This window comes from Gryllotalpicola protaetiae, from assembly GCF_003627055.1.
Taxonomy (GTDB): Bacteria; Actinomycetota; Actinomycetes; order Actinomycetales; family Microbacteriaceae; genus Gryllotalpicola; species Gryllotalpicola protaetiae.
Genome location: NZ_CP032624.1, coordinates 948436 through 965733, shown reverse-complemented (window position 1 = coordinate 965733; position 17298 = coordinate 948436). Strand labels below are relative to the sequence as shown.

Annotated in this window: 14 protein-coding genes; 8 read left to right on the top strand and 6 right to left on the bottom strand. The window is 68.9% G+C overall.

The genetic code is table 11. From position 1 onward, the window contains the following. Window positions 1–130 precede the first annotated feature (130 nt). From D7I44_RS04815 to D7I44_RS04785, 7 genes are all read left to right on the top strand, one after another. Window positions 131–601 (top strand): VOC family protein, encoded by a 471-nt coding sequence (locus D7I44_RS04815; protein WP_120788445.1) that lies wholly within the window; start codon window positions 131–133, stop codon window positions 599–601. A gap of 62 nt (window positions 602–663) precedes the next feature. After that, window positions 664–1950, top strand: a complete 1287-nt coding sequence (locus D7I44_RS04810; RefSeq protein ID WP_120788444.1) for a cell division protein PerM — start codon at window positions 664–666, stop codon at window positions 1948–1950. Window positions 1951–2056: 106 nt separating this feature from the next. Further along, window positions 2057–2653: a phosphoribosylglycinamide formyltransferase gene (purN, locus tag D7I44_RS04805; RefSeq protein ID WP_120788443.1), complete on the top strand. Its 597-nt coding sequence runs from the start codon at window positions 2057–2059 to the stop codon at window positions 2651–2653. Further along, window positions 2650–4308 carry a bifunctional phosphoribosylaminoimidazolecarboxamide formyltransferase/IMP cyclohydrolase gene (purH, locus tag D7I44_RS04800; RefSeq protein ID WP_120788442.1) on the top strand — a complete coding sequence of 553 codons (1659 nt, stop codon included), beginning with the start codon at window positions 2650–2652 and terminating at the stop codon, window positions 4306–4308. The genes purN and purH overlap by 4 nt, the downstream gene beginning before the upstream one ends. Window positions 4309–4318: 10 nt before the next feature. After that, window positions 4319–5503: a dimethylarginine dimethylaminohydrolase family protein gene (locus D7I44_RS04795; protein ID WP_120788441.1), complete on the top strand. Its 1185-nt coding sequence runs from the start codon at window positions 4319–4321 to the stop codon at window positions 5501–5503. Window positions 5504–5909: 406 nt separating this feature from the next. Continuing rightward, window positions 5910–7793: an ABC transporter ATP-binding protein gene (locus tag D7I44_RS04790; protein ID WP_120788440.1), complete on the top strand. Its 1884-nt coding sequence runs from the start codon at window positions 5910–5912 to the stop codon at window positions 7791–7793. Next, window positions 7790–9604, top strand: coding sequence for an ABC transporter ATP-binding protein (locus D7I44_RS04785; RefSeq protein WP_120788439.1), 1815 nt, complete (start codon window positions 7790–7792; stop codon window positions 9602–9604). The genes D7I44_RS04790 and D7I44_RS04785 overlap by 4 nt, the downstream gene beginning before the upstream one ends. A 59-nt stretch (window positions 9605–9663) precedes the next feature. On the opposite strand, the gene D7I44_RS04780 is transcribed toward D7I44_RS04785, so the two are convergent. Both D7I44_RS04780 and D7I44_RS04775 read right to left on the bottom strand, forming a co-directional pair. Next, a complete protein-coding gene (locus D7I44_RS04780; RefSeq protein ID WP_245980032.1) occupies window positions 9664–10026 on the bottom strand; it encodes an MGMT family protein in 363 nt (120 codons plus the stop codon). Beyond that, window positions 10023–10475, bottom strand: coding sequence for a GNAT family N-acetyltransferase (locus D7I44_RS04775; RefSeq protein WP_120788437.1), 453 nt, complete (start codon window positions 10473–10475; stop codon window positions 10023–10025). Before D7I44_RS04775 ends, D7I44_RS04780 begins: the two co-directional genes overlap by 4 nt. Window positions 10476–10619: 144 nt before the next feature. Between D7I44_RS04775 and D7I44_RS04770 the strand changes: the two genes are divergently transcribed. Continuing rightward, on the top strand, window positions 10620–12830 hold the full coding sequence (locus D7I44_RS04770) for an NADP-dependent isocitrate dehydrogenase (RefSeq protein WP_120788436.1): 2211 nt from the start codon (window positions 10620–10622) through the stop codon (window positions 12828–12830). Window positions 12831–12892: 62 nt separating this feature from the next. On the opposite strand, the gene D7I44_RS04765 is transcribed toward D7I44_RS04770, so the two are convergent. From D7I44_RS04765 to D7I44_RS04750, 4 genes are all read right to left on the bottom strand, one after another. Continuing rightward, window positions 12893–13738, bottom strand: coding sequence for a carbohydrate ABC transporter permease (locus D7I44_RS04765; protein ID WP_120788435.1), 846 nt, complete (start codon window positions 13736–13738; stop codon window positions 12893–12895). Next, on the bottom strand, window positions 13738–14613 hold the full coding sequence (locus D7I44_RS04760) for a carbohydrate ABC transporter permease (protein WP_220093835.1): 876 nt from the start codon (window positions 14611–14613) through the stop codon (window positions 13738–13740). Before D7I44_RS04760 ends, D7I44_RS04765 begins: the two co-directional genes overlap by 1 nt. Window positions 14614–14711: 98 nt before the next feature. Beyond that, window positions 14712–16034 (bottom strand): extracellular solute-binding protein, encoded by a 1323-nt coding sequence (locus D7I44_RS04755; protein ID WP_120788434.1) that lies wholly within the window; start codon window positions 16032–16034, stop codon window positions 14712–14714. Between the two features lie 59 nt (window positions 16035–16093). Beyond that, window positions 16094–17251 (bottom strand): ROK family transcriptional regulator, encoded by a 1158-nt coding sequence (locus D7I44_RS04750; protein WP_120788433.1) that lies wholly within the window; start codon window positions 17249–17251, stop codon window positions 16094–16096. Between the last annotated feature and the right edge of the window lie 47 nt (window positions 17252–17298).

Genomic DNA, 17298 nt, shown 5'->3' with positions numbered 1-17298 from the left:
CGCGGCAAAGCTCACGCAGGGCTCACGTTTTTTCGAAGAACGTGAGCCCTACGGCGTTTTGACCGCGACGGCGACCGGATGCCGCGACTGCTTGTTCCGGCATCCGCTCGCCTGGCGTAGCGTGCCGGCCATGGCAAAGGTCACCCCATTCATCTGGTTCCCAGAGGGCGCAAAGGAAGCGGCCGAGTACTACGTCAGCCTGTTCGACGACGGGCGAATCCTCTGGGTGCAGAACTTCCCGACATCGGGCGCGATGGACCCGGTTGTCTACACCCTCGCCTTCGAGCTCGGCGGCACCGAGTACTACGCGATCAACGGCGGCCCTGCGTTCAAGCCGACCATGGCCTATTCGATGTTCATCGAGGTCGACACGCAGGCCGAGATCGACCGGCTGTGGGACGCGCTGCTGAAAGACGGCGGCGAGCCCAGCCAGTGCGGCTGGCTGACCGACCGATGGGGCCTCAGCTGGCAGGTCGTGCCCACGCAGCTCTGGGAGTTCTACGCGAGCGACGACCCCGAGGCCGTCAATCGCACGGTCGCCGCGATGCTCACCATGGGCAAGCTCGACCTTCCCGCACTTCAAGCGGCGTTCGACGGCTGACGGTCTGCGCAGGCCCGGCGAGGCATCCGTGCCCCCGCGGCCCGCGCCGTTACCGTGGCCCCATGACCCGAGCAGTCGTCGCGTTCCTGGCCGCCTTCGAGGCGGTGATCACGGCGGCGATCGGACTCGGGGTCGCGCTCGCACCGCTCACCCTGGTGTGGGCGGTGCAGTACCACATGGCCACGAGCTGGGCGGTTTTCTGGCGCGCTGCGGCGGATGCCTGGCTGCTCGGCCTCGGCGTCGACGCCCACGTCGATCTGGACCGTCTGACGGCGCTCGGCCTCGGCCTGCCAGGCGCGGTGCCGCCGTTCACGGTCACCATCGCGGGCCTCGGCGTCGCACTCTTCACCGTGGTGATGGGCGCCCGCATCGGCCGCCGCGCGGCCGAGACGCCATTCGTGCTGAGCGGCGCGATCTCGGCGATCGCAACCTTTGCGCTTGCGGCGTGGGCGGTCGCGCTCACCGCCCAGGCGGATGTCTTCGGCCCGGTCGTCTCGCAGGCAGCCCCCGTGGCCGGCGCGACCTTCGCCGCCGGGATCGTGCTCGGCGTCGGCATCGACTGGGCCGGCAACCGCGACCATGTTCCGGCGGCCCTCGCCCACGCATTCGGTGCTGAGGTGCGCGCCGTCGTCGGAGCGTCGCTGCGTGCAGCGACCGGGGCGGTGGCGCTGCTGGTCGCGGCATCCGCCCTGTTCGTCGCCCTGCTGCTCTTCGCTCATTTCGGCAGGGCCGTGTCGCTCTATGAGGCGCTCCAGACCGGCTACCTCGGCGGCGCGACGCTCACCATCGCGCAGCTCGCCTTCCTTCCGAACGCCGTGTTCTGGGCGATGTCGTGGCTGATCGGGCCCGGTTTCGCACTCGGCGGTGGGGCGGCGGTCGCCCCCGGCTCCGGCCTCGCGGCACGCCTGCCCGGCGTGCCGCTGCTCGCGATCGTCCCGTCGCACTCGCCGTCCGCGGCGTTCGTCGCCGTCGTGATTCCGGTGCTGTGCGGGGCGGCGAGCGGATTCCTCACCCACCGCCTCCTGAAGCGGTCGACGCCCCCGTTCGACACCCCGCTCGACCTCGTGCTGGTCGCCGTCGGCACCGCGGTGTTCGGGGGAGCGCTGCTCGCGCTGCTCGCGTGGTGGTCGGGCGGGACCCTCGCGCCAGGGGTGCTGGCGCACCTCGGCCCGAGCGCCTGGCAGACCGGGGTGTTCGGCGCCCTCGAACTCGGGGTCGGAATGGCGTTCGGCCTCGCGGCCGGCCACCTGCGCGGCCAGGCGATGGACTGGACCCCGCTGGCTCGCGACCGCTCGGTCGTCGAGAAAAGGCCCACACCAGAGCCGGACTTCGCGGCAACGCGCGACTGACCGCCGCTCGCCCGCAGGCGAAGGTGCCAAACGCACGTTCGTGGGCCGTTGAGCGTGCTTTTCGCACCCGCGGAACCCGCCCACCCCGGCCCGGTAGGCTGAGGGCGTGCTCTCGGTCGTTGTGCTCATCTCCGGGGGCGGGTCCAATCTGCGTGCGCTGCTCGAGGCAGCCGCAGACGCCGAGTACCCGGCCCGCGTCGTCGCTGTCGGAACCGACCGCCCGGAGGCAGAGGGCCTTACCCACGCCGAGGACTTCGGCGTCCCCACCTTCGAGGTCGCGCTGTCGAGCTTCGAGACCCGCGACGCGTGGGGCGACGCCCTGCTCGAGCAGATCCGGCAGTGGAATCCCGACCTCGTCGTGCTCTCCGGTTTCATGCGCCTGCTGCCCGCGCATGTCGTCGATGCGCTCGCGCCGCACCTGATCAACACGCACCCGGCCTACCTGCCCGAGTTCCCGGGGGCGCACGGCGTGCGCGACGCGCTCGCCGCGGGCGCCACGCAGACCGGTGCGAGCCTCATCGTGGTCGACAACGGCGTCGACAGCGGCCCGATCATCGCCCGCGAGCGCATCGCCATCGTGCCGGGCGACACCGAGACCTCGCTGCACGAGCGCATCAAGCCCGTCGAGCGCCGCCTGCTGATCCAGGCGGTCCTCGACATCGCGAACGGAAACCTCGATCTGAAGGAGCTCTCGAAAGCATGAGCGCCCACGCCGCCGACCCCAGCCTGTACCGCGAGCGCGACATCGTCCCCGTGCGCCGCGCCCTGATCTCGCTCTCCGACAAGACCGACCTCGACCTGCTGGCGCGCGCCCTGGCGGACGCGGGGGTCGAGATCGTGTCGACGGGGTCGACGGCGGCAAGCATCCGCTCGCTCGGCATCGAGGTGACCGACGTCGCCGCCATCACGGGCTTCCCCGAGTCCCTCGGCGGGCGCGTCAAGACCCTGCATCCTGCCGTGCACGCCGGCCTGCTCGCCGACCTTCGCCTCGAAGACCACGAGCAGCAGCTCGCCGAGCTCGGCATCACGCCGTTCGAGCTCGTCGTCGTGAACCTGTACCCCTTCAAAGAGACCGTCGCGAGCGGTGCACAGGGCAACGATGTCGTCGAGCAGATCGACATCGGCGGGCCCGCGATGGTGCGCGCGAGCGCCAAGAACTACGCCAACGTCGCGATCGTCGTCTCGCCGGCGTCGTACCCCGAGGTGATCGCGGCGGTGCAGGCAGGCGGAACGAGCCTCGCGCTGCGCGGCGACCTCGCGACCAAGGCGTTCCAGCACACGGCCGACTACGACAGGGCGGTGAGCGCCTGGTTCGCGCAGAACGTCGAGACCGGTGCGCGGGCGGATGCTTCGACGCACGCCTCTGCGTCCGGCACCGACTTCGCGGCATCCGTCACCGTCACCGGTGAGTTGCAGCACACGCTGCGCTACGGCGAGAACGCGCACCAGGCCGCCGCCATCTACACGGATTCCGCGCGCGGCCCGCTGCAGTCGGGCTCGGGTATCGCGCAGGCCGAGCAGCTCGGCGGCAAGGAGATGTCGTACAACAACTACACCGACGCCGACGCCGCCCTGCGCGCCGCCTACGACTTCGACGAGCCGGCTGTCGCGATCATCAAGCACGCGAACCCGTGCGGCATCGCGTCCGACGCCGACATCGCCGAGGCACACCGCAAGGCGCACGCCTGCGACCCGGTGAGCGCCTACGGCGGCGTCATCGCGGCGAACCGCACGGTCACGCTCGCGCTGGCCGAGACGGTGAAGGGCATCTTCACCGAGGTGATCATCGCGCCCGACTACGAGCCGGCAGCGCTCGAGCTGCTGCAGAGCAAGAAGAATCTGCGCATCCTGCGGCTGCCCGCCGACTACCGGCGTGCGGAATACGAGTTCAAGCAGATCTCGGGCGGTGTGCTGGTGCAGCAGGCGGATGCCTTCCCTGCCGGCTCCATCTCGAGCACCTGGCAGCTCGTGGCGGGCGACGCCGCCGACGCCGCGACGCTGGCCGACCTCGAGTTCGCGTGGCGCGCGTGCCGCGCCGTGAAGTCGAACGCGATCCTGCTGGCTTCGGGCGGGGCATCCGTGGGGGTCGGCATGGGCCAGGTGAACCGCGTGGACTCCTGCCACCTCGCCGTCGAGCGAGCCAACTCGCTCGCCGAGGGCGAGGAGCGCGCCCGCGGCTCCGTCGCGGCCTCCGACGCGTTCTTCCCGTTCGCCGACGGCCCCGAGATCCTGATCTCGGCCGGTGTCACCGCGATCGTGCAGCCGGGCGGATCGATCCGCGACGAAGAGGTCATCGCGGTGGCGAAGGCCGCCGGCGTCACGATGTACTTCACCGGCGAGCGCCACTTCTTCCACTGAGAGACAGCACATGATCACCCCCTGGAGCCGCCGGCTCACCGCCTCGTTCTTCGCCGCCCTCGCGACCGCCCTGGTGGCCTACGCGGTGACGGTGCTCGCGTTCTTCCTCGTCGACTCGGCGAGCTCGTTGAGCCTGCAGACCCTGCTGCCGCTGACGGAGAACTTCGCGCTGCCCGCGCTCGTCCTGCTCATCGTCGCCTTCATCGCGGGGCTCATCGACGCGTTCGCGAGCTGGTGGGGTGCGCTGATCACCGGACTCGTGGGCGGCCTGCTCGGCGCGGCGACCGGCGGCCTCTCGGTGGCCCGCGGCGACGTGGTGCAGATCCTCGACCAGGTGGTCGCGTTCTACTTCCTGTTCATCGTCGCCGCGACGGTCACGAGCGCCCTGCTGGGCCGCCGCGTCTGGCGTACCTGGGTCGCGCGGCCCGCGACCCGCGGCCGCGTCGCCTTCGTGCGCATCCCGTCGGCGAAGCTCGCCGAGGGCATTGTGACCAACCAGCCGCGCGTGCTGGTCGACGCAGAGGCGGCCGACAAGCAGTGGGATGACTACGTGTCGGCGCTGACCGGCGCCGGCTGGCAGATCGTCGAGATCGCGGCAGCCGACGACCAGCCCGACGCGGTGTTCGTCGAGGACGCGGCCGTGGTGCTCTCACCGTCGATCGCGGTGCTCACCCGGCCGGGCGCCGAGGGGCGCCGCGTCGAGGTCGCCGCGGTCGGCGACCGCCTGCGTGAGAACGGCTTCACGCTCTACGAGCTCGAGGCGCCGGGCACGCTCGACGGCGGCGACGTGCTCGTGGTGGGAGAGACGGTGTACGTCGGGCGCAGCGGGCGAACGGATGCCGACGGCATCCGCCAGCTGCGCGAGGTCGTCGCCATGGCCGGGCTCGACCTGACCGTCGTCGCCGTGCCGGTGCCGTCGGCTCTGCACCTCAAGACCATCGCCACTGCGCTGCCCGACGGCACCGTGCTCGTGTCGGGCGAGCTCGAGCCCGGGGTGTTCGAGCGCGCGCTGCGTGTCCCGGCGGGCGAGAGCGCCAACGTCGTGCCGCTCGACGAGCGCACCGTGCTCGTGCCCGCTTCCGCCCCCGGAACAGCGGGGCTCGTGGCGGACCTCGGCTACACCGTGGTGAAGATCGACCTCTCGGAATTCGAGAAGCTCGAGGGCTCGGCGACGTGTCTCTCGATCCGCAGCTGACCTCTTTGTCATGAGTTCTGTCGCGTTTGCTCGTGGCTGACTTGTACGCGTTTTCCTGACGGGGTTAGGCTGTGAGTTCGCTTCGCGTGTGCAGATCTGCTCTCGCAGGCATGTTACGGAACTCGCATCGCGCACATCCAGGAGGCCGGAATGTCTAACACCACGCTTGAGACGAAGTTCGTCGTCGCTGGTGTCGCCGGCGCCCTCGGAGTGTACGGCCACCGTGTGGTCGAGGGTCCCGCCGCCGGCATCCGTCGGCCGCACTAGCGAGCCGCGCCGCATTCGACTCGCGGCACCCGTCGCTTCACTGCGCCACGCGCGCGCCTTTCGCCCATCGACCATCGATCTCGGTGTCGGTGGTGTGCGGAATCATCGCTGACAACTCCCACGAAGAATTGCCTGGTTCATGTCTGCCCAAACGTCAGAGACCACTGACCGTCCTCTCGACACCACCCGCGAGAGCGGCGAAGGTCTGACCACCTTCGCCTCGATCTCGCGGCTGTACCCCTATCTGCGCCCAGCGCTGTCGCGCATCCTGCTCGGCATGATCGCGGCGCTGCTGGCCTCCGTCGTCTCGCTGGCGATCCCGCTCGTGCTGCAGCGACTCGTCGACGGCACGCTGCTGCACCCGGGCGGCGACCGCTATGAGGTGGTGGGCGCCGCTGCCGCGATCCTCGGCCTCGGCATCGCAGAGGCGGTGCTGATCTCGCTGCGCCGCTGGTTCGTGCTCACCCCGGGAACCAAGGTCGAGGCGACCCTGCGCAACGGGCTCTACGCCAAGCTGCAGAACCTGCCCGTCGTGTTCCACGACCGCTGGCCGAGCGGCCAGCTGCTGTCGCGTGCCGTCAGCGACCTCAACCTGATCCGTCGCTGGCTGTCGTTCGGGCTCGTGCTGTTCGTCGTCAACATCGTGACGATCGTGGTCGGGTTCGGGGTGCTGTTCTACTACCACTGGCTGCTCGCGCTGGTCATGGTCGTGCTGTCGATCCCGCTGTGGGTCGCCGGCTTCTTCTTCGAACGCAAGTACCACGTCGTGGCGCGCCGCTCGCAGGACCAGCAGGGCGACCTGGCGACCGCCGTCGAGGAGTCGGTGCACGGCATCCGCGTGCTCAAGGCGTTCGGCCGCGGCAGCCACGCGCTCAAGGGCTTCCGTGCGCAGGCCGAAGAGCTGCGCGGCACCGAGCTCGAGAAGGCACGCGCCGTCGCCGGCCTGTGGCTGTGGCTCCTGATGGTGCCCGACGTCGCGTTCGCGGTCTGCCTCGGCCTCGGCGTGTGGCTGGTCTCGCAGGACCAGCTGACCGTCGGCCAGCTGCTCGCCTTCTTCGCGACCGCCACCGTCCTGCGGTTCCCCATCGAATCGATCGGATTCCTGCTGTCGATGACCTTCGACACGCGCACCGCGGTCGACCGGTTCTTCGACGTCATGTCGACGCCGAACGCGATCGACGACCCCGAGACGCCGGTGCACGTCGAGCGCCCGCGTGGCGAGCTCGTGTTCGACGACGTGCACTTCCGCTACGAGGACTCGCCCGAGCGGTTCCCCGACCTGGTCGACGGCATCGACCTGACGCTGCGGCCGGGTGAGACCATGGCGCTCGTGGGCCTCACGGGGTCGGGGAAGTCGACTCTCACCTCGCTCGTGCCCCGGCTGTACGACGTGACCGGCGGCGCGATCCGGCTCGACGGCGTCGACATCCGCGACCTGACGCTCGAAGAGCTGAGAGCACGCGTTGCGATGGCGTTCGAAGACGCGACCCTGTTCTCGGCGTCGGTGCGCGACAACGTGCTGCTCGGGCGCCCGGAGCTGTCCGGCGACGACCCCGCGACGAAGAAGGCGGCAGAGGCGCAGCTCGCCGAGGCGCTCGAGGTGGCGCAGGCGGCGTTCGCGTACGACCTGCCGGAGGGCGTCGACACGAAGGTCGGTGAAGAGGGCCTCTCGCTCTCCGGCGGCCAGCGGCAACGGCTCGCGCTCGCGCGCGCCGTCGCGGCGAAGCCGAGTGTGCTCGTGCTCGACGACCCGCTGTCGGCGCTCGACGTCGACACCGAGGCCCGGGTCACCGAGCGGCTGCACGCCGTGCTCGAGGGGACCACCGCGCTCATCGTGGCGCACCGCCCCTCGACCGTGACACTCGCAGACCGCGTCGCACTTCTGCAGGACGGGCGGGTGGCCGACGTCGGCACCCACAGCGAACTGCTCGCCCGCAACGAGCACTACCGGTTCGTCATCTCCTCCTTGGAAGAGGAATCGGGGAATCGCTCAGGCCTGGAGTCAGAGGAGGTGGACGCGTGAGCGCCACAGCAGTCGTCGGCGTCGCCGGCGAAGACCGCAGCGATCTCTCGAAGGAGGAGTCGCGACGCATCCGGCAGCGCTCGCTGCGCCTGCTCGGCTCGCTGATCACGCCGATGAAGCGGCGGGTCATCGTGACCCTCGTCGTCGTCGTGATCTCGACGATCCTGCAGGTGGCCGGCCCCGCGCTGATCGGCATCGGCGTCGACCAGGGCCTGGCCGCGCTGCGCTCCGGCGAGTGGATGCCGCTCGGCGTCACCGCACTCACCTACCTCGTGACGGGTGTCGGCGGCGCGCTGTCGATCAGCTGGTACACGGTGTCGTCGGCGCAGATCAGCCAGGCGATCCTGATCGAGCTGCGCACGCGCACCTTCCTGCACACGCAGCGGCTGAGTCTCGAGTTCCACGAGTCGTACACGTCCGGCCGCATCATCTCGCGGCAGACGAGCGACCTCGACTCGATCCGGGAGCTGCTCGACTCGGGCATCAACCAGCTGGTGCAAGGCGCGCTGTACTCCGGATTCATCGCGATCGCGATCTTCACGGTCGACTGGGTCTCAGGGGTCGTGCTGCTGTGTTCGCTCGTGCCGCTGTACTTCCTCATCCGGTGGTTCCAGAAGCGCTCGCAGAAGCTGTTCCGGATCCAGCGCGTGGCGTCGGCGAAGCTCATCGTGCACTTCGTCGAGACGATGACGGGCATCCGCGCCGTCAAGGCGTTCCGGAAGGAGAAGCGCAACGAGCGCGAGTTCGGCGGGCTGGTCGAGGACTACCGCAAGGTGAACGCCGACACGATCCAGCTGTTCGGCATCTTCGACCCGGGGCTCGTGATGATCGGCAACATCACGGTCGCGGTCGCGCTGCTGATCGGCGGATTCCGCGTGGCATCCGGCTCGCTCGCGATCGGGTCCCTGCTCGCCGTGCTGTTGTACGCGCGTCGCTTCTTCGACCCGATGGAGGAGATGGCGATGTTCTACAACTCCTACCAGTCGGCGGCGGCGGCGCTCGAGAAGATCTCGGGCGTGCTCGAAGAGCAGCCGAGCGTGCCGGAGCCGACGAGCCCGATCCGCCTCGACGGGGCGCACGGGCACGTGCGCTTCGACGAGGTGTCGTTCCACTACAAGCCCGGCCGAGACATCCTGCCGAAGTTCGACCTCGATATTCCGGCCGGGCAGACGATCGCTCTCGTCGGTTCGACCGGCGCCGGCAAGTCGACGCTCGCGAAGCTCGTGTCGCGCTTCTACGACCCGTCGTTCGGCGAGATCACCCTCGACGGGGTCGACCTGCGCGAGCTGTCGTCTGAAGACCTGCGGCGTGCGATCGTCATGGTCACGCAGGAGGCGTACCTGTTCTCCGGCTCGGTCGCCGACAACATCGCGCTCGGCAAGCCGGACGCGACGATCGGTGAGATCGAGCGTGCGGCGCGGGCCGTCGGCGCGCACGAGTTCATCGCGGCGCTTCCCGACGGCTACGACACCGACGTGAACAAGCGCGGCGGCCGCGTTTCGGCCGGGCAGCGGCAGCTGATCTCGTTCGCGCGGGCGTTCCTCGCGAACCCGGCCGTGCTGATCCTCGATGAGGCGACGTCGTCGCTCGACATCCCGAGCGAGCGGCTCGTACAGGAGGCGCTGCAGACCCTGCTCGCCGACCGCACCGCCGTCATCATCGCGCACCGCCTGTCGACGGTCGCGATCGCCGACCGCGTGCTCGTGATGGAGCACGGCCGCATCGTCGAAGACGGCGCCCCCGCCGAGCTCATCGGCGGAACGGGCCGCTTCGCCCAGTTGCACGCGGCCTGGCGCGACTCGCTGGTGTAGCGGCGCCCCCGGTCACTGAGGAGCGCGGCGAAGCCGTGCGTCTCGAAACGATCGGGACGCTAACGGCGCCAGGTCGCGTCGCGCATCGCGATGCGATAGCCCGAGGGGGAGTGGCGCAGGGGTGTGCCCTCCGCGCGATAGCTCGCGAGTGCCTCGTCCTCATGGCCGTCGGCGGGGCGGCCGTCGGAGTGCACGACCCGCCACCACGGCACCTCAGACCCGTAGTGCGCCATGACCTTCCCGACCTGGCGGGACGCGCGCGAGCCCAGCTCGGCAGCGATGCCGCCGTAGCTCATGACGAGGCCCGGCGGGATCTGCGCCACGATGTCGAGCACGGCTTCGGCGAAGGCATCCGCCTCGAATTGACCCGCGGCCTCGTACTCGCGCAGGCCGCGCCGATCATTGTCGGCGGCCCTGCTCACAGGGCGAGCTTGCCGATGGTGTCGCCGTAGTTGGTCTCGCCGACCGGCTCGAAGCCCGTGCGCAGGAAGAATGCCTCAGGCCCGTCCTCGCCGGGTTCCCAGATGACATAGAGAGCGTCGAGGCCGCGCTTGCGCGCCTCGTCGGCGAGCGCCTCGACGGCGAAGCGGCCGACGCCCTTGCCCTGATCGTCGGCGTCGACGTTGATGCGCCAGAGGATCGAGCGGAACTCCTCGCTCGGAGCCTGCGGGTCGAAGTCGGCCTGGATGAACGCGACCACGTCGTCCCCATCGACGATGACCCGCTGCCACGAGGTGGCCGGGTTGATGATCACGGCCGCGGCAGAGTACGAGACCGGGGTCACGTACTGCTCCTGGCCGGGCTTCAGGGAGAGCGCGTTGGCTGCGGCGATGTTGCTCGCGGACAGATCTTCCAGACGCAGGTCAGCCATGCAACTCACCATAACGGGAGGCATCCCCGGTGGATAGCATGCCTTTCACAGGCATCCGTCAAGTCCCCCATAAATATCTCGACGTCGAGATACCTGTATCGTGTTCTGAAGACCCCGCACGTTCGACCCCCGGGAGCCGCACGCATGTCCAAGATCATTTACACCCGCACTGATGAGGCGCCGCTGCTGGCGACCTACTCGCTGCTGCCGATCATCTCGGCGTACGCCGCGAAGGCGGGTGTGGAGTTCGAGTCGAGCGACATCTCGCTGGCCGGCCGCATCATCGCGCAGTTCCCCGAGCGGCTCACCGCAGAGCAGCGTGTGCCGGATGCGCTGAGCGAGCTCGGCGCGCTGACCAGCGATCCGGGCGCGAACATCATCAAGCTGCCGAACGTGTCGGCGTCGGTGCCGCAGCTGAAGGCGGCGGTCGCCGAGCTGCAGGCGCTGGGCTACGACATCCCCGACTACCCTGAGGCGCCCTCGACCGACGAGGAGCGCGACTTCGCCGCCCGCTTCGACAAGGTCAAGGGCTCGGCCGTGAACCCCGTGCTCCGTCAGGGCAACTCCGACCGCCGCGCGCCGGGAGCGGTGAAGGCGTATGCGAAGGCGCACCCGCACTCGATGGGCGCGTGGAGCGCGGATTCCAAGACCGACGTCGTGACCATGGGTCATGACGACTTCTTCTCGAACGAGAAGTCGGTGACGATCGCGGCTGACGACAGCATCCGCATCGAGCACGTCGCGGCAGACGGCGCCGTGACCGTGCTCAAGGGCGACTTCCCGGTTCTGGCCGGCGAGATCGTCGACGGTACCTTCCTCTCGGTGGCGAAGCTCGAGGCGTTCCTCGCCGACCAGATCGCGGCGGCGCAGGCATCCGGCGTGCTGTTCTCGGTGCACCTCAAGGCGACCATGATGAAGGTCTCCGACCCGATCATCTTCGGCCACGTCGTGAAGACGTTCTTCAAGCCGGTGTTCGAGAAGTACGGCGCCGACCTCGCGGCCGCCGGCCTCTCGGCGAATGACGGCCTCGGCGCTGTGCTCGCGGGGCTCGACAAGTTGCCGAACGGCGCCGAGATCCGCGCAGCGTTCGACGCGGGGCTGGCCGCGGGCCCGAAGCTCGCGATGGTGAACTCGGACAAGGGGATCACCAATCTGCACGTGCCGTCCGACGTCATCGTCGACGCGTCGATGCCCGCGATGATCCGCATCGGCGGCCACATGTGGGGCCCGGACGGCGCCGAGGCGGACACGCTCGCCGTCATCCCCGACTCGTCGTACGCCGGGGTCTACAAGACCGTCGTCGATGACTGCAAGGTGAACGGCAAGCTCGACCCGGCGACCATGGGCACCGTGCCGAACGTGGGCCTCATGGCGCAGGCCGCCGAGGAGTACGGCTCGCACAACAAGACCTTCGAGGTGCCGGCAGACGGCATCGTGCGCGTCGTGAACTCGGCGGGCGAGACGCTCATCGAGCACCAGGTCGAGGCCGGTGACATCTGGCGCGCCTGCCAGACGAAGGACGCCCCGATCACGAACTGGATCGAGCTGGCCGTGCAGCGTGCCCGCCTCTCGAACACCCCGGCGATCTTCTGGCTCGACGAGAGTCGCGCCCACGACGCCGAGCTGATCAAGAAGATCGACGCGTACCTGCCGAGCCTCGACACCGACGGGCTCGACCTCGCTGTTCTGGCCCCTGCCGCTGCGACTCAGAAGTCACTCGACCGCATCCGCAAGGGCGAGGACACCATCTCCGTCACGGGCAACGTGCTGCGCGACTACCTGACCGACCTGTTCCCGATCCTCGAGGTCGGCACCTCCGCGAAGATGCTCTCGATCGTTCCGCTCATGGCTGGCGGCGGCCTCTTCGAGACCGGCGCGGGCGGCTCGGCGCCGAAGCACGTGCAGCAGCTCGTCGAAGAGGACTACCTGCGCTGGGACTCGCTCGGCGAGTTCTTCGCCCTGGCGGCCTCGTTCGAGCACCTCGCGCAGACGACGGGCAACGCCAGGGCCCAGATCCTCGCGGACACGCTCGACCGAGCGACCGGAACATTCCTCAACGAGGACCGCTCGCCCGGCCGCAAGCTCGGCACAATCGACAACCGCGGCTCGCACTTCTACCTCGCCCTGTACTGGGCGCAGGAGCTCGCGCGTCAGTCGGAGGACGCCGACCTTGCCGCCGTCTTCGGGCCGCTCGCCGCGAAGCTGGCGGCCGATGAGCAGGAGATCGTGGCAGAGCTGCTTGCGGTGCAGGGCTCGCACGTCGACCTGGGCGGCTACTACCGCCCGGACGACGCGAAGGCCGAGGCCGTTATGCGCCCGAGCGCGACGCTGAACGCGGCGATCGACGGATTCTAGGCATCACGTGAGAGGGCCCCGAGCGGAAGCATCCGCTCGGGGCCCTCTCGTTGTGGAATCCGTCAGCCCTTGACAGCGCCCGCTGAGATGCCGGACACCAGATTGCGCTGGATGATCAGGAAGAACACCACGACGGGCAGCGAGAAGACGACGGATGCGGCCATCTGAGCCCCGTAGTCGGTGCTGCCGTTCGGGGTCGCGAACGAGGTGAGCCACAGCGGCAGGGTGTACATCGAGGAATCCGACATGAAGACGTACGCCGTCAGATAGTCGTTCCACGCCGAGATGAACGCGAAGATGCTCGACGCGATGATGCCGGGAGTGACGAGCGGGAACAGCACCGAGAACAGGATGCGCCATGAGCCGGCGCCGTCGATCGCCGCGGCCTCTTCGAGCTCGACCGGGATGGCGAGGAAGAACCCGCGCACGACCCAGACCGAGAACGGCAGCACGGATGCGACGTAGGCGAGGATCAGGCCGATATACGTCCCCGTCAGGTTGAGGCGGTTGAACACCAGGAACTGCGGGATGAGTAGGGCGGTCGCCGGCAGCATCTGCACCGCGAGGATCACGACGAGGATCAGCTTGCGGCCGCGGAAGCGGAATCGGGTGAGCGCGGCCGAGGCGAACATGCCGAGCACGATCGCGATGAGCACGGCCCCGAGCACCACGATGAGGCTGTTCTGCAGGTTCCGCAGGAAGGTCGACTGTGCGAGCGCCGCGACGAAGTTCGCTGCGTCGAGGTGGCTCGGCCAGAACTTCGGCGTCTCGCTCATGACCTCGTCGCGGGGCTTGAACGCGGTGTTCAGCATCCAGTAGACGGGGAAGATCCACACGAGCGCGAACACGATCGCGACGATGTTGGAGCCCCAGTTGACGCGACGCCGGCGGCGAACGGTGGTGGCCATCAGAACTCCTCGCCGCTCTTCAGCAGATTGCGGATGTAGATGCTCGTGATGCCGAGCAGCAGGATCGTTGTGATCACCGCGATGGCGGCGCCCGAACCGACGTCGGAGTTCACGAAGGCAGTGAGATACGACCACACCCCGAGCGTCGCGATCGGCTTCAGCACCTGCACGCCGGCCACCAGGATGATCTGGTTGATGACGTTGAAGTCCCAGATGATCGAGAGGATCGTCATCAGGCCGAGCGTCGGCCTGAGGAACGGCAGCGTGATGTTGAAGTAGACGCGCCATTCGCTGGCGCCGTCGATGCGGGCGGCCTCGATCAGCGACTGGTCGATCTGGGTCTGAGCTGCGAAGAGCGTGAGGGCGATGAACGGCACTGCCTGCCAGACGACGAGCAGCCAGATGATGACGAGCGCGCCCCAGAAGCTGTTGGTGAAGTCCTTCTGCGTGACGTTCCCGAAGACGTGGAGCTGAGTGATCAGCCAGGGGATCACGCCGTAGCCGGGCTGGAACAGCCACACCCAGACCTTCGACGTCGCGACGTTGGGCATCGCCCACGCGACGATGAGCACGATGGTGACGAGATAGCGCACGATGACGCCGGTCCGCAGCATCAGCTGCGAGACGCCCATACCGATGACGACGCTGCCCGCGACCATGGCCGCGGTGAACAGCACGGTGCGCACGAGCGCTTCCCAGAACGCTGCAGAGGAGAGGACCGCCGTGTACTGCTGGAACCCGACGAAGTTGTAGACGCCCGTGAACAGCGTGCGCTTGTCGTAGTCGGTGAACGATGTGAAGACCAGGAACCCGATGGGCACCAGGGTGAGCGCCACGATGACGAGACCGGCCGGCGTCAGCAGGATCGCCGGCACGTGCAGGTTCGCCGGAGCCTTTCGCCTCAGACCCGGGGCGGCGGGGCGAAGCCGCCGGGGAGTTGCCTCCCCGGCGGCGTTCACTACGGCGCGATCGCTCACTTGTTGAGGTCGGACTCGATCGAGGCGTCGGCGGCCTTGGCCGCGTCTTCGACGGACTTGGAACCCGAGGCGATGGACGAGAACAGCGTCTCCATCGTCTTGTCGCTCTCCACCGTCGACCAGTTCACGGCCGACGGGGTCGCGGTCGAGTTCTTGGCGGCGGTGAACGAGCCGATCTGCAGCGGCGTCAGGCTGGAGGACGCCGCGTCGACGGCCTCGGTGCTGATCGGGATGATGCCCGCGGCGGCGACCATCTTCTGGATGCTGGGCGATGCGGCGATCTTCGCCCAGGTCAGGGCGAGACCCTGGTTCTTCGACTTCGCGGGGATCGCCCAGTCGGAGCCGCCGAGGTCGACGGGCTGGGTGTCGCCCGACTTGCCCGGGAAGGCGAAGGTGCCGAGGTCGTCGGCGGTCAGCTGCTTGTTGTCGGTCGTGATCGACCCGGTCTCCCAGCCGTTGCCCTCGATCGTCGCGGCGTGGCCGTCGGCGAAGTACTGGTCCTGGTCGGGCTTGTCGGTGTTGAGCGTCTGCGACGCCTGGGTCGAGTAGGTGTTCTGGAACGTCTTGAAGTCGTTCAGACCCTGGATCGCAGCCGAGCTCGACAGCTCGCCCTTCCACGACCCCTCCTTGCCGGAGACGATCTTGCCGCCGGCGTCCCAGACCCACTGCAGGCCGTCGTACCAGTACTGGCCGGGCAGGTAGAAGGCGGCGAAGTTCGGGTCTGAGGCGTGCGCGGCCTTGATCTTGTCGAGGTCGGCGGTGAACTCCGCGTAGGTCTTCGGCTCGGTCGTGATGCCCGCGGCCGCCCACAGCTGCTTGTTGTAGATGACGGTGCGCGCGCCGGCGAGCTCGGGCACGCCGTACAGCTTGCCGTCGACGGTCGCCGGGTCGACGAGGCCGCCGAGCCAGGTCTGGCCCTGCGCGAGCTGGTCCTTGAGGGCGGTGATGTCGAGCAGGCCGCCGGTGGCGGCGTAGCCGGTGATCTGCGTGTTGCCCACATCGATCAGATCGGGCACGTTGTTGCTCGAGAGCGCGGTGGTGACCTTGGTGACGATGCCGTCCCACTGCTGGGTCTGCACCTTGACCTTTGCGCCGGTCTCCTTCGTGAACTCGTCGTTGATCGCCGTCAAGACGTTGGCGGGCAGGTCGCCGTTCATCGACCAGACGGTGAGGGTCTTGCCCTTGCCGTCGGTCGAGAAGGCGGCGCCGGATGACGTGCTCGAGTCCTTCGAACCCGAGCCGCCCGACGAACAGGCGGTCAGGGCGAGGGCGGCGGCGATGCCGACGGCACCGATCACCATGATGCGCGACTTACGCATGTTCTTGCTCCTTGGGGTTGGTGTGATTGCAGGTGTGGTGGTGAAGCCGTGATGAAGCGTCATGAGACGCCGAGCTCTGCCGACAGGACGAGCACGGCGGCGCCCATCAGCACGAGGTCCTCGTCGCCGGAGGCGGTGCGCAGTTCGAGGCCGTTGCTGACCGCCGACATGGTGCGGGCGCGGATCGTCTGCCGCGTGGTGTCGATGAAGGCGCCGCCGATCAGCTCGGCCGGCCCCGACAGGACGACGAGATTGAGATTGAGGATGCTGATGACGGGGCTCAGGGCGAGGCCGAGTGCCCGCCCGGCATCCGTCAGCACCTGCTCGCCCCTGCCATCGCCCGCAGCGGCCATGCGCCGCTTCAGGTGAGGCGTCGCGATGATCACCTCGAGGCAGCCGCGGCGGCCGCACACGCATTCCTCGCCCTCTTCGTCGACGACCACGTGGCCGATCTCGCCGGCGGCGAACTGCTCGCCGGCGACGAGCGTGCCGCCGATCACGAGGCCGGCGCCGACGCCGTGCTCGACGCGCACGACGAGCAGGCTGTCGCCGGCGTTCTCGTCGAAGGTGCGGATGCCGAGGGCGGCCGCATTGGCGTCGTTGCCGACGTGCACGGGGTAGTCGAATGCGCGGCGGATGCGCGCGCCGAGGTCGAGGTCGTACCAGCCGAGGTTCGGCGCCTGCACGACGACGCCGTCGCCGTCGATGATGCCAGGCGTGCCGACGCCGATGCCGAGCAGCCGCGAGGACGCCGCGCCGACGAGGCCCGCGACGAGGATCAGCACCTTCTCGACGGCGGTCTCGCCGGTGGCGCCGGCGAGCGGCTGCTCGAGGCGGTGCAGCACCTCGCCGCGCAGATTCGTGACGACACCGACGAAGCTGTCGTCGGGGGAGAGGTCGATGGCGGCGATGTGGAACGCGTCGGCGTCGATCTCGACGAGAGTGGCCGGCTTGCCAGGGCGGGTGCCCTGTCGCTGTCCCAGCTCGTGCACGATCCCCTCGCCCTGGAGCTCGGCGACGAGGTCGCCGACGGTCACGCGGGTGAGGCCGGATTCCCGGGCGAGATCCGCTCGGCTCAGGGCTCCTCCGTGGAAGAGATGCTGCAGCACAAGCGCGCGGTTGTGGCGCCGGTTGTGCTCCGGCAGCGACTTCTCGGCGAGCTGGCGAGGGCGCAGAGCGGGGCGCGCATCGCGGCGGTGGTCGACCTGCTGCGTCATCCGTTTCTCCTCCCGTCGGCAACGTCGCACTGCGGTTTTGTTAGTAC